The following is a 17,124-nucleotide window of genomic DNA, read 5'->3' on the forward strand; positions in this document are numbered from 1 at the left end:
AGTTAAGCTCTTTAGCGCCGATGGTAGTTGGGGGTTTCCCCCTGCGAGAGTAGGACGTTGCTAGGCACACCGAAGTACTGACAGAAGTCAGTGCTTTTTTTGTGTTTAAAATATTTTTAAGTGTACTAAAAATTTTTTTCTAAAAAAGATTTAGAAACATTTATTTTTAGAAAATTTTGACTTTCTTCTATTATATATCCAGTTTGTGCGTTTTTTCACATGAGTGTAATTTATCTGAAAATTCTAAAAGTTGCTATTGACAGTAAAAACATCCTCTCGTAATATATTGAGCTATCAACAGAAAACGAAAAATTGGAATGAGGGATGAGCATGAAGGAAGCGTTGAAGAGAGAAGCATTAGCATTGCATGAGCAATACAAAGGGAAGTTGTCAGTTGAGGCAAGTATTCCCGTAAAAGGTATTGAAGAGCTGAGTTTAGTTTATTCACCTGGCGTAGCAGCACCATGTTTAGAAATTCAACAGAATGTAACGAAGGCCTACACGTATACAATGAAAGGTAATCTTGTGGGTGTTGTATCCGATGGTACAGCGGTATTAGGATTAGGAGATATTGGCCCCGAAGCTGCGATGCCGGTGATGGAAGGAAAGGCGCTTCTTTTAAAGCAGTTTGCAGGAATTAATGCCGTACCAATTTGTTTAGATACAAAGGATACGGATGAAATTGTACAAATCGTACGTGCATTGGCACCAACGTTTGGTGCGATTAATCTAGAGGATATTTCAGCTCCGCGTTGCTTTGAAATTGAAGCACGTCTACAGGATTTAGGAATTCCAGTATTCCATGATGACCAACATGGGACGGCAATCGTTGTAGGGGCAGGACTGATTAATGCTCTGAAAATTGTAGGAAAGCAAAAAGAACAAGTTCGTGTTGTAATTAACGGTGCTGGTGCAGCGGGTGTCGCAATTTTAAAGATTTTATTATCTCTTGGTTATCAAGGATCGAATATCGTTGTTTGTGACTCAAAAGGCATTATTTATGAAGGGCGCAAAGAGGGCATGAATTCAGAGAAGAAATATGTGGCGCTTTGGAGTAATACAGCGAATCTAACAGGATCATTAGAAGAGGCAGTTGTGAATGCAGATATCTTTATCGGTGTTTCAGCCCCAAATGTGTTAACAGAGAAAATGATTTCGACGATGAATGTGGATCCAATTATCTTTGCTCTGGCAAATCCAGATCCAGAGGTGACCTATGAAAATGCGCTTGCTTGGGGAGCGAAAGTGATTGCGACAGGACGTTCTGATTATCCGAATCAGATTAATAATATGCTTGCATTCCCAGGTATTTTCCGAGGGGCATTGGATGTGCATGCAACCGCTATTACAGAAGAAATGAAACTTGCAACAATTGAAGCCATTGCAAATCTTGTAACGAGTGACCAGTTAGTAGAAGGCACTGTTGTTCCAAATGTTTTTGAAATCGATGTAACGGAAGCTGTAGCACATGCTGTTCGCCATTGTGCGTATGAAACAGGCATTGCCAAGACGAAAATTCCGGTATTTACAAAATAATAAATGGTTTTCGCAAAAAGAGCGTCAGTTATGTGAAACTGACGCTCTTTTAGTTGTTTTTCGGTACAATAAAAGGTAAGGTAATGGCAAAGAGTTATAAGGAAGTGTACAAGCTTGGCAAAGAAAACCGTATGGTATGAAGTAGAAGAAAATGAAACAATTAGCGAATGTTTGGATAGAATGCAGAAAGATGGCTATATGCCTGCAGGACGAAAAGAGGAACCGTTATTTGAAATGATTGACGGGAATCCAGTACCAGTTCGCCAATTGATTAAATTCAAAGGTCTTTTGATTGAAAGTGACGAAAAATAGATAAAAAATACGAACGATTGAATTTTTTAAAATTTAATTGTTCGTTTTTTATTGACTTCTTTACGTAGCGTTGTTAGAATGGCAATGAAAACAATATATCCCACATATATGCTAGAGGATTGGCTCTAGTGTCTCTACCCGACACCGTAAATGTTGGACTATGCGGGAAAGCAAGCACTTAGGAATATTGCGCTCGAGTTCACAGAGGGGGACTTGTCGCTTTCGTTGATCCTTGAGTAACTAGCTTTTCCACATATGTGTGTAGAGCTGACGTTATTTGGGGATTTTTTATTTGTCTAAAGGAGCGTATATAACATGAATCCGAAAATTGGTGTCATTATGGGAAGTTCTAGTGATTGGGAAACAATGAAGCATGCGTGTGACATTCTTGATGAGCTAGCAATTCCTTATGAAAAACGAGTAGTATCCGCACATCGTACTCCTGATTTAATGTTTGAGTATGCTGAGAGAGCACGCGAACGTGGTATCGAAGTAATCATTGCAGGTGCAGGTGGTGCAGCGCATTTACCAGGTATGGTTGCTGCGAAAACAACATTACCGGTCATTGGTGTACCGGTTCAATCTCGCGCATTAAACGGTTTAGATTCATTACTTTCAATTGTTCAAATGCCTGGTGGTGTACCGGTAGCAACAGTAGCAATTGGGAAAGCTGGAGCGACAAATGCCGGCTTGCTAGCAGCACAAATTTTATCAACGACAGACAAAGACATCACAGAAAAACTTGAAGCACGTCGTTTAGAAATGAAAGCAAAAGCAATGGAAAGTACAGGTGACCTACAGTGACGGCAACAATCTATCCAGGACAAACAATCGGCATTATCGGTGGAGGTCAGCTAGGTCGTATGATGGCATTAGCTGCAAAGGAAGCAGGATTTAAAATTGCTGTACTTGAACCTTCAATGGATTCTCCATGTGGCCAAGTCGCAGACATCCGCATCGTCGCACCATATGATGATGAGGCGGCACTTGAAGAATTAGCAGAAGTAAGTGATGTGATCACATACGAATTTGAAAACATCGATTACGAAGGATTAAAACGTTTAACTGAAATTGCTTATGTTCCACAAGGTGCAGAGCTTGTACGCACGACACAAGATCGTATTTTAGAGAAGGCTGCAATTACGGAAGCAGGCAGTCCTGTCGCACCGTATATTGTCGCTAATGATTACCAAGAACTTTTAGCGAAAGTCCAAGAAGTTGGGTATCCATGTGTAGTGAAAACAGCGCGTGGTGGCTATGATGGTAAAGGGCAGCAAACATTGAAATCAGCAGCAGATCTTGTTGGAGCAGAAGTATTATTTGAACACTCTGCCTGTGTTGCTGAAGCTTTCGTACCGTTTGTAATGGAAGTATCTGTTATCGTACAGCGTAATCCGCAAGGCGAAACGTATTGCTTACCAATGGGTGAAAATATACATGTCAATCACATCCTACACGAAACGATTGTACCGGCGCGTGTTGAGGCAAAAACACTTCAGCAAGCAGAAGAGGAAGCCATTAAAATTGCGGATGCACTGAACTTAATCGGTACACTAGCAGTTGAAATGTTCGTGCTAGAAGATGGCTCGATTGTCATTAACGAATTAGCGCCACGTCCTCATAACTCAGGGCATTATTCAATTGAAGCTTGCAACATTTCACAGTTCCATCAACATATTCGCGCGGTATGTGGCTGGCCACTTCGTAAGCCGAAGTTACATGCACCATCGATTATGGTCAATGTGTTAGGTCAACATGTCGTACCGGTGATTAATTCGATTGGGAAGTATCCTGATTGGTCGATTCATTTATACGGAAAATCAGAAGCAAAGAACAATCGTAAAATGGGACATGTTACAATAATGACGGATGATATTAATCATACCTTAGAGGAAATTAATCAATCTGCTATTTGGGCAGAATAAAAGGGAGAACATTATACAATGATCGCACGTTATACTCGTCCTGAAATGGGCGCCATTTGGACAGAACAAAACCGTTATCAAGCATGGCTTGAAGTTGAAATTTTAGCTTGTGAAGCATGGTCAGAGCTAGGCGTTATTCCTAAAGAAGACGTTCAAAAATTACGTGAGAATGCTTCATTCGATATCGAACGTATTTTAGAAATCGAAAAAGAAACACGTCATGACGTTGTAGCATTCACTCGTGCCGTTTCTGAAACATTAGGCGACGAACGTAAATGGGTACACTACGGCTTAACTTCTACAGACGTAGTTGATACAGCTCTTTCTTATCAAATTAAACAAGCAAATGAAATTATCCGTAAAGACATCCAAAACTTCATCGACATCATTGCTGCTAAAGCAAAAGAGCATAAGATGACTGTTTGTATGGGCCGTACACACGGTGTTCATGCAGAGCCAACAACTTTCGGTTTAAAACTAGCTTTATGGCATGAAGAAATGCTTCGTAATCAAGCGCGCTTTGAAGCGGCTGCTAAAACAATCGAAGCTGGTAAAATTTCAGGTGCGGTAGGTACATACGCAAATATCGATCCGTTCGTTGAAAAATTCGTATGTGAAAAATTAGGCCTAACAGCAGCGCCAATTTCTACACAAACACTTCAACGTGATCGTCATGCTGAATACTTCTCAGTGTTAGCATTAATCGCAACATCAATTGAAAAATTCGCTACGGAGGTTCGTGGTTTACAAAAATCAGAAACTCGTGAAGTAGAAGAAGGCTTCGCTAAAGGTCAAAAAGGCTCTTCAGCAATGCCTCATAAACGTAACCCAATCGGTTCTGAAAACATGGTAGGGATGGCTCGCCTAGTACGCGGTCACATGCTTACTGCTTACGAAAATGTTCCATTATGGCATGAGCGCGATATCTCTCACTCTTCAGCAGAGCGCGTAATCATTCCAGATACAACAATTGCAATCAACTACATGTTAAACCGTTTCGGTAACATCGTGAAAAACTTAACTGTGTTCCCAGAAAATATGAAACGCAATATGACACGTACATTCGGTCTAATCTACTCTCAACGTGTATTATTAGCACTTATCGAAAAAGGTCTTTCTCGTGAAGAAGCTTACGATACAGTACAACCGCTTACTGCACGTTCTTGGGATGAGCAAATTCAGTTCCGTCCATTAGTAGAAGAAAACGAAAAAATCTCTTCTCTACTTTCTGCAGAAGAAATTGACGATTGCTTCGATTATAATTACCACCTAAAAAATGTGGATATGATTTTCGATCGTCTTGGTCTTAACGATTAATACTTGCTTTAATAATGTCAGCACACAGTGAGTGCGCTGACATTCTATTTTCAAAATTTTGATTATTCAATAAATTATTATCCTACGGGGGAATTCAAAGTGGAAAAAGGTCAACTTTTATACGAAGGTAAAGCAAAACGATTATATGCAACAGATACAGAAGACGTTTTATACGTTGAGTACAAAGATAGCGCAACAGCATTTAACGGTGAAAAGAAAGCTGAAATTGCTGGTAAGGGCGTACTAAACAATAGCATTACATCATTGATTTTCGACAAATTAAAAGCAGCTGGCATTGAGTCTCACTTTATCGAGAAACTAAACGATAATGATCAATTAGTTAAAAAAGTCGACATTATTCCAATTGAAGTTGTAGTCCGTAACATTGTAGCGGGTAGCCTTTCAAAACGTTTAGGCATCGAAGAGGGTACCGTCCTTCCTCGCACCATTGTCGAATACTACTACAAAGATGATGATTTAGGTGACCCAATCATCAACAACGAGCATATTGATATTTTAGGCATCGCATCAGAAGAAGAAGTTCAAGCCTTATATGAAAAAGCACAACAAGTGAATGATGTCATGGCCCCATTCTTCAAGGAAATCGGCGTAACATTAGTCGACTTCAAATTAGAGTTTGGTCGTGATGCACAAGGTAACGTATTATTAGCAGATGAAATTTCACCTGACACTTGCCGTCTTTGGGATACGGAAACGAATCAGCATTTAGATAAAGATGTATTCCGCCGTGGTTTAGGTGACTTAACAGAGGTTTATAAAATTATTCTTTCTCGTCTAGGAGGACAAGCTTAACATGAAAAAGGTCAAAGTATACGTAACATTACGCGAAAGTGTTTTAGATCCACAAGGCTCAGCAGTAATGGGCTCACTACACAACATGGGGTACGATGAAGTACAAGATGTACGCATCGGTAAATTCTTAGAATTACAGCTTGCTGACGCAGAACGCGATGTTGATACTGCAGTCAAAGAAATGTGTGAAAAATTACTAACGAATACAGTCATCGAAGACTACCGTTACGAAGTCGAGGAGGCTAACTAACATGAAATTCGCAGTACTCGTATTCCCTGGGTCGAACTGTGATTTAGACATGTATCACGCAATCAAGGACGAACTTGGCGAAGAAGCAGAATATGTTTGGCATGACGAAACAGATTTAAGCGCATATGATGGCATTTTAGTACCAGGTGGTTTCTCTTACGGTGACTACTTACGCTGCGGCGCAATGGCGAACCAATCAAATGTTATGAAAGAAGTAAAAAAAGCCGCTGAAGCTGGTAAGCCAGTACTAGGCGTTTGTAACGGATTCCAAATCTTAACGGAAGCGGGTCTTTTACCAGGTGCACTTCTACGTAACCGCGACTTGAAATTCATCTGCAAAACAGTGGAACTCAAAGTAGAAAATAACCATACATTATTTACAAATGGTTATAACAGCGATGAAGTGATCTCTATTCCAATCGCTCACGGTGAAGGAAATTACTACTGTGACGACGCGACATTAAAGCAATTACAAGACAATAATCAAATTGTCTTCACGTATAATGGTGAAAACCCAAATGGTAGTTTAGAAAACATCGCAGGTATCGTCAACGAACGCGGCAATGTGCTTGGTATGATGCCTCACCCAGAGCGCGCAGTAGACGAGCTTATCGGCGGTGCAGATGGTCTTAATTTATTCAAATCAATTGTAAAACAGTGGAGGGAATCAAATGTCAACTAAGCTTGAGCCAACAGCGGAGCAAATCAAAGAACAACAAATGTATGCAGATTTAGGTATGAGCGACAGCGAGTTTGCCCTTGTTGAAGAGATTTTAGGACGCTTACCAAACTGGACAGAACTTGGTCTGTTTTCAGTAATGTGGTCAGAACACTGCTCTTACAAAAACTCTAAGCCGGTTCTTCGTAAATTCCCAACAGAAGGTCCACAAGTATTACAAGGTCCTGGTGAAGGTGCCGGAATCGTTGATATCGGTGATAACCAAGCGGTTGTATTCAAAATGGAATCGCATAATCACCCATCAGCAATCGAGCCTTACCAAGGTGCTGCAACAGGCGTCGGCGGTATTATCCGTGACGTATTCTCAATGGGTGCACGCCCTGTTGCGATGTTAAACTCATTACGCTTTGGTGAACTAGATGCATCAAAACGTGTGAAGTATTTATTTGAAGAAGTTGTTGCTGGTATCGCAGGCTATGGGAACTGTATCGGGATTCCAACAGTAGGTGGCGAAATTCAATTCGACCCTTGCTACGAAGGAAATCCATTAGTTAATGCGATGTGTGTCGGCTTAATCGACCATGATGATATTCAAAAAGGTATCGCAGCGGGTGTTGGCAATACGGTAATGTACGTAGGTGCTAAAACAGGTCGTGACGGTATCCACGGTGCGACATTTGCATCGGAAGAACTAACAGAAACATCAGACGAAAATCGCCCAGCTGTTCAAGTGGGTGACCCATTCATGGAAAAACTGCTATTAGAAGCTTGTCTTGAATTAGTTAAGTTTGATAGCTTAGTTGGGATTCAAGATATGGGTGCCGCTGGTCTAACATCGTCTGCATCAGAAATGGCATCAAAAGCCGGCTCTGGTATTGAAATGAATTTAGACTTAGTGCCTCAACGTGAAACAGGTATGACAGCATATGAAATGATGCTATCAGAATCGCAAGAGCGTATGCTTGTTGTCGTGAAAAAGGGTGAAGAACAACCAATCGTTGATCTATTCGCAAAATACGGTCTTGATGCAGTATCTGTTGGTGTCGTAACAGATGATAAACAATTCCGCTTATTACATCACGGTGAGGTTGTAGCAGATGTTCCAGTTGATGCATTAGCAGAGGATGCACCTGTTTACCACAAACCATCAGCTGTTCCAGCTTACTACGAGGAATTCCAACAAATGGAAAATGAGGAGCCTCAAGTAGCAGATTATAAAGAAACATTACTAGCATTATTACAACAACCAACAATCGCTTCAAAAGAGTGGGTTTATGGTCAATATGATCATCAAGTACGTACATCAACTGTTGTGGCTCCTGGTAGTGATGCAGCCGTTATTCGTGTACGTGGTACAAATAAAGGATTAGCGATGACAACAGACTGTAACTCTCGCTATATTTATTTAGATCCTGAAGTGGGCGGTAAAATCGCTGTAGCAGAAGCAGCACGTAATATTATCGCATCAGGTGGTCAGCCACTTGCTATTACAGACTGCTTAAACTTCGGTAATCCAGAGAAGCCTGAAATCTTCTGGCAAATCGAAAAATCAGCAGACGGGATCTCAGATGCTTGTCGCGCATTAAACGCACCAGTTATCGGTGGGAATGTATCTCTTTACAACGAACGTAGTTCAGAAGCAATCTACCCAACACCAACAATTGGTATGGTTGGTTTAGTAGAGGACCTGGCACATGTAACAACACAAGAAGCGAAGCAAGCGGGCGATGTTGTATACGTTATCGGTGAAACAGCAACGGAATTCGGTGGCTCAGAGCTTCAAAAATTAACAAATGATGGTAAAGTATTTGGCTTAGCACCTGCGATTGATTTAGATGTAGAACATGCACATCAACAATCATTATTACAAGCAATCAAAGCGGGCGTTGTTCAATCTGCACATGATGTAGCAGAGGGCGGTTTAGCAGTAGCGTTTGCTGAAACAGTATTCGGTACACAACTTGGTGCAGAAGTAGAACTTACAGGCTCTGCAACGACTGCTTTATTCGCTGAATCACAATCACGCTTTGTTGTAACAGTTGCACAAGAAAAAGCAGCACGATTTGAAGAAATCGTTCCTGCTGCAAATAAAGTGGGGATCATTACGCCAAATGCTGATCTTGTGATTAAAGGAACAGATGGAACAACTTATGTAGAGGGCGCCGTAGCAGAATTCCATGACGCTTGGAGAGGAGCTATCACATGCTTGCTGAACTCAGAGGCTTAAACGAAGAATGTGGTGTGTTTGGTATTTGGAATAATCCAGATCCGGCACAATTAAGTTATTATGGGCTCCATGCTTTACAACATCGTGGGCAAGAGGGCGCTGGTATTGTCGTATCAGACCGTGAACGCTTACGTGCTGTAAAGGGTGAAGGGTTAGTTAACGATGTTTTTGACGAAGAAAAATTACGCGCTGTTGAAGGTACTGCTGCCATTGCACATGTTCGCTATGCGACAGCTGGTGGCAATGGTATCGAAAATGTTCAACCGTTATTATTCCACTCTTCGACAGGTAGCTTGTCGATTGCTCATAACGGGAACTTAGTAAACGCGAATCGTTTAAAAAAGCATCTTGAGCGTCAAGGAAGCATTTTCCATTCTAGTTCGGATACAGAAGTTGTCGCGCATTTAATTAAGCGCTCAACATTACTACCATTTAAAGAAAAAGTGAAAAGTGCATTGAATTTATTAATCGGTGCCTATTCATTTTTAGTGATGACAAAGGACGAAATGATTGTGGCACGTGACCCGCAAGGCTTACGTCCACTAGCATTAGGCAAGCTAGGTGAAGGCTATGTTGTCGCATCTGAAACATGCGCCTTTGATTTAATCGGTGCATCGTATGTGCGTGATGTCGAGCCGGGTGAATTATTAGTCATTAATGATGACGGTATTAAGTCGGAGCGCTTTGCAGTCGAAACGAATCGTGCGATGTGTGCGATGGAATATGTCTACTTAGCACGTCCGGACTCAGATATTGATGGCATTAACGTGCATATGGCACGCAAACGTATGGGGCGTCAATTAGCACGTGAATGTGCACATATCGAAGCGGATGTTGTAACAGGTGTGCCTGACTCAAGTATTTCCGCAGCGATTGGTTTTGCTGAAGAAAGTGGTCTGCCATATGAGCTAGGTTTAATTAAAAACCGCTATGTTGGTCGTACATTTATTCAACCAACACAGGAGCTACGTGAACGCGGTGTAAAAATGAAATTATCACCCGTTGTGCAAGTTGTTAAAGGCAAACGTGTTGTCATGGTCGATGACTCCATCGTACGTGGTACAACGTCTCGTCGTATTGTAACGATGCTAAAAGAAGCGGGCGCAGCAGAAGTACATGTTGTGATCAGTTCACCACCGATGTCGAATCCTTGCTACTACGGCATTGACACTTCATCAAGTGAGGAATTAATTGCTTCGACAAAAACAGTTGAAGAAATTCGCGACACAATTGGTGCGGATTCCTTAACATTTTTATCTCCTGAGGGCATGATTGAAGCGACAGAGCGTCCATTTGATGAACAAAATCGTGGTCTATGTCTTGCTTGCTTCACAGGTGAATATCCAACACAAATCTTTGCAGATACCGTACTACCACACGAAAAAGAGTTACAAAACTAAGGAGGAACTTATTGTGTCAAAAGCATATGAACAAGCTGGCGTAAATATCGAAGCTGGTTATGAAGCAGTACAACGTATGAAATCACATGTAGCCCGCACAGAACGTAAAGGCATTATGGGAACATTTGGGGGATTCGGAGGTATGTTTGATTTATCTTCGTTAAACTTAAAAGAACCTGTCTTAATTTCAGGTACTGACGGTGTTGGTACGAAATTAAAGCTCGCATTTATGGTCGATAAACATGACACAATTGGTGTAGATGCTGTGGCGATGTGCGTCAATGACATCGTTGCACAAGGTGCAGAGCCTCTTTATTTCTTAGACTATGTAGCGGTAGGTAAGGCAGTTCCTGCAAAAATCGAACAAATCGTTAAAGGTGTAGCCGATGGTTGTGTACAATCGGGTGCTGCATTAATCGGTGGTGAAACGGCTGAGATGCCAGGTCTATACGATGAGGATGAGTATGATTTAGCTGGTTTTGCAGTAGGGGCTTGTGAGAAGAAGGATATTGTAACAGGTGAGCGTATTGCTGAAGGTGATGTCTTAGTTGGGCTTGCATCAAGCGGTGTTCATTCAAACGGTTATTCATTAGTGCGTAAAATTGTTTTTGCGGATAAAGGCTATACACCGGAGCAAATCGTAGAAGGCTACGAAGATCTTGGTCCAATTGGTGAAGCATTATTAACACCAACGAAAATTTACGCGAAACCGGTTCTTGATATGTTAAAAGAGGCGGATGTGCATGGTATGGCACACGTAACAGGTGGCGGCTTCTATGAAAATCTTCCACGTATGATGCCAGAAGGTCTTGCGACAGAAGTAGAGCTTGGTTCATGGCCTGTGTTACCGATTTTTGATTTCTTAGCGGAGCAAGGCGAGCTAAAACAAAAAGATTTGTTCAACGTATTTAATATGGGGATTGGCTATGTGTTAGCAGTTCCTGCAGCGGACGTTGAAAAAGTAATTGCTGTAGCAGCGCGTCATGGCGAAAAAGCATACAAAATCGGTCAAGTGGTTGCAGGCGAAGGCGTTGTCTTCAAAGGCGAGCATGATGGGAGTCTTGCGTAATGAAGAGCATCGCAGTTTTTGCATCAGGTAGCGGCTCAAACTTTCAGGCGATTCAAGAGGGGATTGAGCGTGGTGACATCGATGCGACGATTAAGGTCGTTGTGACAGATAAGCCAGGTGCCTATGTGACAGAGCGAGCAGCAGCGAAAAATATCCCTGTATTAGCACTTAGTCCAAAAGCATATGACTCAAAGGAAGCGTATGAGCAGGCGATTTTAGCCGAGCTTCGTAAAAATGAAGTGGAGTTTTTAGTGCTAGCTGGCTATATGCGTCTGATTGGCGCTACATTACTTGAAGCCTATCCTAATCATATTATTAATATTCATCCATCACTTCTTCCTTCATTCCCAGGGAAAGATGCGATCGGGCAGGCACTAGCACATGGTGTCAAAATCACTGGTGTGACCGTGCACTATGTAGATGCAGGAATGGATACAGGACGCATCATTATGCAGCGTGCCGTTGATGTAGTAGAAGGCAACCGCGAGGAAACGGAAGCGGCGATTCATGCGATTGAGCATCAATTATATACAGAAGTGTTAAAATATTTGTTCAATTCTAGTGAAAATCGTGTAAGATAGAATTATCAAAACTTTATTATATTAGTAGAGTAAAGTGTTTGTGCGTACAGGCACTTTATGATGCTAAATTGCTGTACATAATCTAAGGAGGAACTTATTGTGACGAAAAGAGCATTAATCAGTGTTTCTGATAAAACAGGCATTTTAGAATTTGCGAAGGAATTAGAAACATTAGGCTATGAAATTTTATCAACTGGTGGTACAAAAAAACATTTACAAGAAAATGGTGTAGCAGTAACGGCTGTCGACGAAGTAACAAACTTCCCAGAAATTCTTGGCGGTCGTGTAAAAACACTGAACCCATTAATCCATGGCGGTCTTCTTGCAAAATTTGATGACCCAGAACACCAAGCACAAATGGACGAACATGGCATCGCGCCAATCGAAATCGTTTGTGTAAATCTTTATCCATTCGTTGAAACGATTTCAAAACCAAACGTAGAATTTGCTGATGCAATCGAAAATATCGATATCGGTGGTCCTACAATGCTACGCTCAGCAGCGAAAAACCAAAAATATGTGTCTGTAATCGTTGATGCAACAGATTACCCGGCAGTATTAGCGGAATTAAAAGCAGACGGTCAAACAACACTTGAAACACGCCGTCGTTTAGCTGCAAAAGTATTCCGTCACACAGCGGCTTACGATTCATACATCTCAAACTACCTAACAGACTATGTAGGCGAAGAGTTCCCAGATCAATTAACACTAACATACGAATTAAAACAAACATTACGCTACGGTGAAAATCCTCACCAAAAAGCGGCATTCTATCAAAAACGTCTAGCTTCTGATTTCTCAGTAGCATATGCGGAGCAATTGCATGGGAAAGAACTTTCTTATAACAATATTCAAGATGCCAATGCAGCACTTCAAATTGTAAAAGAATTTACACAACCAGCAGCAGTTGCTGTGAAACATATGAACCCATGTGGCGTAGGTGTAGGTGAAACAATTGCGGAAGCATTCAACGAAGCATACGAAGCAGATTCAACATCAATCTTCGGTGGTATTGTCGCGCTTAACCGTGAAGTGGATGCACAAACAGCTGAAAAACTTGCGGGTATTTTCTTAGAAATTATCATTGCCCCTTCATTCTCACAAGAGGCGATTGAAAAGCTAACAGTGAAGAAAAACATTCGCTTACTAACCATTTCATTCGACCAAAATACAAAAGACAAATTCAATACAGTATCTGTTGAAGGTGGCTTACTAGTACAAGAGCCAGACCGCAACGGTTTTGACGAAGCAGATATTCAAGTAGTAACAGACCGCGAACCAACAGAAGCAGAATGGGCAGCACTAAAACTGGGCTGGTCTGTTGTGAAGCATGTGAAATCAAATGCAATCGTTGTAACTGACGATAAAATGACATTAGGTGTAGGTGCTGGTCAAATGAACCGCGTAGGCTCTGCGAAAATTGCTTTAGAGCAAGCAGGCGAAAAAGCAAAAGGTGCTGCATTAGCATCGGATGCATTCTTCCCAATGCCTGACACAGTAGAAGAAGCGATTAAAGCAGGCATTACAGCGATTATCCACCCAGGTGGTTCAAAACGTGATCAAGATTCAATCGACGTAGCAAACGCCGCAGGTATCACAATGGTAACGACTGGCGTACGTCACTTTAAACACTAGAATTTACGGTATGACACAACTGAGAGGCTAGGATACACTTACTAATCTAAGGAAGGTGTTCCGGCCTCTTTTTTAAATCAAAGGAGGAAATGACACGTGAAAGTTCTTGTAATCGGAAGCGGTGGCCGCGAGCATGCCATTGCAAAACAATTTAATGATTCACCATCAGTTGAGGAAGTATTTGTAGCACCAGGAAATGATGGAATGAAAAATGATGCAACGGTTGTTGGTATTGCACAAAATGATTTCAAAGCATTGATTGAGTTTGTGAAGGCAAATGATGTGGTGCTAACATTTGTTGGTCCAGAACAACCACTTGCAGAAGGAATTGTGGACGCATTTACAGCAGAGGACTTACGTATTTTTGGTCCAACACAGGCAGCCGCACAAATCGAGGGCTCTAAATCCTTTGCAAAGGAATTAATGGCAAAATACGATATCCCAACAGCCGCTTATGCGACGTTTACGGATGCAGAGGAAGCAGCGTTATATATTCAAAAACAGGGCGCGCCAATCGTCGTAAAAGCGGATGGTCTTGCGGCTGGTAAGGGCGTTATTGTAGCGATGACAGAACGTGAAGCTATTGAAGCGGTACGTGATATGATTGGCAATCAACGCTTTGGTGAATCTTCATCACGTGTTGTAATCGAAGAATTTTTAGACGGTGAAGAATTCTCATATATGTCCTTTGTACATGATGGACAGATTTATCCGATGGTGATTGCGCAGGATCATAAACGTGCGTATGACGGCGATAAAGGGCCAAATACAGGCGGTATGGGGGCTTATTCACCCGTACCTCAAATCTCTGATGAAGTCGTAAAACGTGCGTATGATGAAATTGTCGTACCGACTGTTGCGGCAATGGAACAAGAAGGAAAATCCTTTACCGGTATTTTATATGCGGGCTTAATTTTAACAGAGGACGGACCAAAAGTAATCGAGTTTAACGCACGCTTTGGTGATCCTGAAACACAGGTTGTGCTACCGCGTATGGCCTCTGATTTTGGTGAATTTATGATGGCACTGCTTGATAAAAAGCCATTTGATTTACAATGGTCGGATAAGGCAATGCTAGGTGTCGTGATTGCATCTGAGGGTTATCCGGGTACAGTGGAAAAAGGGAATGCACTACCAGATTTGACAGCATTAGCAGCGAAGTATCCAGTATTTCATGCGGGTACGAAGCAAGAAGGCGAACAATTTGTTGGGAATGGTGGACGTGTTCTTTTAGTGGCTGCACAGGCAGATAGTTTAAAAGAAGCACAGGCAGAAGTGTATGCAGCGATTCAGGACATACAGTGGCCGAACTTCTTCTATCGTCATGATATTGGTTGGCGAACATTTCAGTAATGTAAATATTTAAGCTATCCGAGTACTAGGGATAGCTTTTTTTTATGCATATATGGCATAATTATACCTATTAATGATAACGCTTACATTAACTTACTTATTTTGTGAACACCTTGTTAACGAATGAGTGAAGGCATGTTTAATTTATAGGCCATATGATACGATACAACATATGATGTCTAAAAAGTATGAATCGAACATAATATATGCACAAAAATAATAAAGAAAGAGGTGGGAGAAATGCTTGAGCCAACTTGGAAACTACAGGATTTACATCAACAGGCAGACGTATTGGACGGTAAAAAAGGGCCGTCAATACTTTTAATGAATGCACGCTATTTACATAGCACACTAAAACAATGGTTGCAGGGGAATATTTGGATTGAGGGAGAGCGCATTGTTTACGCGGGTCCAGATATGCCAAAAAATCTAGAGGGTACAGAAGTGGTAGAGATGTCAGGGAAAACACTTGTACCAGGATATATCGAACCACATGTTCATCCATTCCAGCTATACAATGCCGTTACATTTGCAGACTTTGCAGCACAAACAGGAACGACAACGATGCTTTGTGATAACTTAACGTTTTATTTGAATATGAAAAATGATACAGCATTTCACCTGCTGGATGAATTGAAAAAATTACCGTTTACGTTTTATTGGTGGGTACGCTTAGATTCCCAAACACAAATGATTCGTGAGCATAACTTATTCTCAGGGCATGCACTTAAAGAATGGGGGAAGCGACCAGATGTATTAATGGCGGGAGAACTGACGTCATGGCCGCGTTTAGTAGACGGGGATGACCAGCTACTTTACTGGCTACAACTTGCGAGCACATACGGTAAAAAAATCGAGGGGCATTTACCGGGTGCTTCTGAAAAAACATTAGCGAAAATGAAATTGTTTGGCATTGATGGGGACCATGAATCGATGACATTTGATGAAGTGAAGCGTCGTTTATTGCATGGTTATGATGTGACATTACGTTATTCATCGATTCGCCCAGACTTACCAGACATTTTACGCGATATAGTGGCAGAGCAATGGACAGCTTATGACCACTTAATGCTAACAACAGATGGTTCGATGCCTCACTTCCATGTGGATGGGTTAATGGACAAATGCATTCGCGTCGCACTTGAAGCGGGTGTACCGCCGATTGAAGCGTACCAAATGGCATCTTACAATACAGCGCGCTATTATAATCTTGATAAATACCAGGGCTTTATCGCGACGGGCCGCTTAGCAAATATTAATGTGTTAGAGGATGAATTCCATCCAACGCCTGTCAGTGTATTATCAAAGGGTCAATGGTTAAAGCGTGATAATAAACAGGTGCGTTCACTGAATGATTTCTCACTCAACGACTATCATCAGCCATTGACGCTTGATTTTGATCTGACCGAGGATGATTTCCAGTTCTCGATGCCATTTGGAATTGAGATGGTTAATGATGTCATTACGAAGCCCTACAGCATTAACTTACATGTGAATGAAGGGGACCTTGAAAAAGGTCATGATGAATGTTTCCTTGTGCTCGTTGACCGCTATGGTAAATGGCGTGTTAATACGATGTTAAAAGGTTTTGCGACGCATTTAGATGGCTTTGCCTCAAGCTATTCAATTACGGGCGATATTATTTTAATCGGGAAAAATACAACATCGATGATGCGCGCGTTCCGTGAAGTCCGTACTATGCAAGGCGGTATCGTTGTTGTAGAAGGCAATGAAGTTATTGAAAAAATGGAGCTGAAACTCGATGGTATTATGTCAGATAAGTCAATGGATGACCTCATCGTTGAGGAAGCACGTATCGTTAATGCCGTAAAAGAACGTGGCTATAAACATGGGGATTTAATCTATACTTTATTGTTCCTACAGGCGACGCATTTACCGTATATTCGCATTACACAGCGCGGCATTTTTGACGTTATGAAAAAACAGGTACTATTCCCTTCAGTTATGCGCTAACTTTCCCTTTCACACGTTGAAGTGCGACACTTTTACAGGTGAAAGTAATTTTA

General features: G+C 41.5%; 15 protein-coding genes and 1 riboswitch. All 15 genes read left to right on the forward strand.

The genetic code is table 11. The features are described 5' to 3' along the window. Positions 1-330 precede the first annotated feature (330 nt). Positions 331-1,536: an NAD(P)-dependent malic enzyme gene (locus tag ACFSY7_RS14630; protein WP_380148337.1), complete on the forward strand. Its 1,206-nt coding sequence runs from the start codon at positions 331-333 to the stop codon at positions 1,534-1,536. A gap of 114 nt (positions 1,537-1,650) precedes the next feature. Continuing rightward, entirely contained in the window at positions 1,651-1,848 is a 198-nt protein-coding gene (locus ACFSY7_RS14635; protein WP_139995964.1) for an NETI motif-containing protein, read from the forward strand. An 82-nt stretch (positions 1,849-1,930) separates the two neighbouring features. Continuing rightward, positions 1,931-2,029: riboswitch (purine riboswitch) on the forward strand. A gap of 134 nt (positions 2,030-2,163) precedes the next feature. Then, a complete protein-coding gene (gene purE / locus ACFSY7_RS14640) occupies positions 2,164-2,652 on the forward strand; it encodes a 5-(carboxyamino)imidazole ribonucleotide mutase (RefSeq protein WP_126989126.1) in 489 nt (162 codons plus the stop codon). Further along, positions 2,649-3,773, forward strand: a complete 1,125-nt coding sequence (gene purK, locus ACFSY7_RS14645; protein WP_126989127.1) for a 5-(carboxyamino)imidazole ribonucleotide synthase — start codon at positions 2,649-2,651, stop codon at positions 3,771-3,773. Before purE ends, purK begins: the two co-directional genes overlap by 4 nt. A gap of 18 nt (positions 3,774-3,791) precedes the next feature. After that, the gene (gene purB, locus ACFSY7_RS14650) at positions 3,792-5,090 is read left to right on the forward strand and encodes an adenylosuccinate lyase (protein WP_126989128.1); all 1,299 of its coding nucleotides are present in this window, start codon (positions 3,792-3,794) and stop codon (positions 5,088-5,090) included. Between the two features lie 99 nt (positions 5,091-5,189). After that, the gene (purC, locus tag ACFSY7_RS14655; protein ID WP_126989129.1) at positions 5,190-5,903 is read left to right on the forward strand and encodes a phosphoribosylaminoimidazolesuccinocarboxamide synthase; all 714 of its coding nucleotides are present in this window, start codon (positions 5,190-5,192) and stop codon (positions 5,901-5,903) included. Position 5,904: 1 nt separating this feature from the next. Further along, positions 5,905-6,153: a phosphoribosylformylglycinamidine synthase subunit PurS gene (purS, locus tag ACFSY7_RS14660; protein ID WP_139995967.1), complete on the forward strand. Its 249-nt coding sequence runs from the start codon at positions 5,905-5,907 to the stop codon at positions 6,151-6,153. A gap of 1 nt (position 6,154) precedes the next feature. Continuing rightward, the gene (purQ, locus tag ACFSY7_RS14665) at positions 6,155-6,835 is read left to right on the forward strand and encodes a phosphoribosylformylglycinamidine synthase subunit PurQ (RefSeq protein WP_126989131.1); all 681 of its coding nucleotides are present in this window, start codon (positions 6,155-6,157) and stop codon (positions 6,833-6,835) included. After that, the gene (gene purL, locus ACFSY7_RS14670) at positions 6,825-9,059 is read left to right on the forward strand and encodes a phosphoribosylformylglycinamidine synthase subunit PurL (RefSeq protein WP_380148338.1); all 2,235 of its coding nucleotides are present in this window, start codon (positions 6,825-6,827) and stop codon (positions 9,057-9,059) included. The genes purQ and purL overlap by 11 nt, the downstream gene beginning before the upstream one ends. Then, positions 9,035-10,459 carry an amidophosphoribosyltransferase gene (gene purF, locus ACFSY7_RS14675; protein WP_126989133.1) on the forward strand — a complete coding sequence of 475 codons (1,425 nt, stop codon included), beginning with the start codon at positions 9,035-9,037 and terminating at the stop codon, positions 10,457-10,459. Before purL ends, purF begins: the two co-directional genes overlap by 25 nt. A 13-nt stretch (positions 10,460-10,472) precedes the next feature. Continuing rightward, positions 10,473-11,528, forward strand: coding sequence for a phosphoribosylformylglycinamidine cyclo-ligase (purM, locus tag ACFSY7_RS14680; RefSeq protein WP_139995971.1), 1,056 nt, complete (start codon positions 10,473-10,475; stop codon positions 11,526-11,528). Beyond that, a complete protein-coding gene (purN, locus tag ACFSY7_RS14685) occupies positions 11,528-12,109 on the forward strand; it encodes a phosphoribosylglycinamide formyltransferase (protein WP_139995973.1) in 582 nt (193 codons plus the stop codon). The genes purM and purN overlap by 1 nt, the downstream gene beginning before the upstream one ends. A gap of 99 nt (positions 12,110-12,208) precedes the next feature. Then, a complete protein-coding gene (purH, locus tag ACFSY7_RS14690) occupies positions 12,209-13,744 on the forward strand; it encodes a bifunctional phosphoribosylaminoimidazolecarboxamide formyltransferase/IMP cyclohydrolase (protein ID WP_126989136.1) in 1,536 nt (511 codons plus the stop codon). Between the two features lie 96 nt (positions 13,745-13,840). Further along, on the forward strand, positions 13,841-15,097 hold the full coding sequence (gene purD / locus ACFSY7_RS14695) for a phosphoribosylamine--glycine ligase (RefSeq protein WP_380148339.1): 1,257 nt from the start codon (positions 13,841-13,843) through the stop codon (positions 15,095-15,097). A 240-nt stretch (positions 15,098-15,337) separates the two neighbouring features. Next, on the forward strand, positions 15,338-17,071 hold the full coding sequence (locus ACFSY7_RS14700; protein ID WP_380148340.1) for an adenine deaminase C-terminal domain-containing protein: 1,734 nt from the start codon (positions 15,338-15,340) through the stop codon (positions 17,069-17,071). Positions 17,072-17,124: the final 53 nt, after the last annotated feature.

The organism is Kurthia populi, assembly GCF_042686175.1.
Lineage (GTDB): Bacteria > Bacillota > Bacilli > Bacillales_A > Planococcaceae > Kurthia > Kurthia populi.

Coding starts and splice junctions, on each gene's coding strand:
- purF (WP_126989133.1), top strand. CDS start 9,035: ATGCTTGCTGAACTCAGAGGCTTAAACGAAGAATGTGGTGTGTTTGGT.
- purB (WP_126989128.1), top strand. CDS start 3,792: ATGATCGCACGTTATACTCGTCCTGAAATGGGCGCCATTTGGACAGAA.
- purN (WP_139995973.1), top strand. CDS start 11,528: ATGAAGAGCATCGCAGTTTTTGCATCAGGTAGCGGCTCAAACTTTCAG.
- purE (WP_126989126.1), top strand. CDS start 2,164: ATGAATCCGAAAATTGGTGTCATTATGGGAAGTTCTAGTGATTGGGAA.
- purS (WP_139995967.1), top strand. CDS start 5,905: ATGAAAAAGGTCAAAGTATACGTAACATTACGCGAAAGTGTTTTAGAT.
- ACFSY7_RS14700 (WP_380148340.1), top strand. CDS start 15,338: ATGCTTGAGCCAACTTGGAAACTACAGGATTTACATCAACAGGCAGAC.
- purL (WP_380148338.1), top strand. CDS start 6,825: ATGTCAACTAAGCTTGAGCCAACAGCGGAGCAAATCAAAGAACAACAA.
- ACFSY7_RS14630 (WP_380148337.1), top strand. CDS start 331: ATGAAGGAAGCGTTGAAGAGAGAAGCATTAGCATTGCATGAGCAATAC.
- purQ (WP_126989131.1), top strand. CDS start 6,155: ATGAAATTCGCAGTACTCGTATTCCCTGGGTCGAACTGTGATTTAGAC.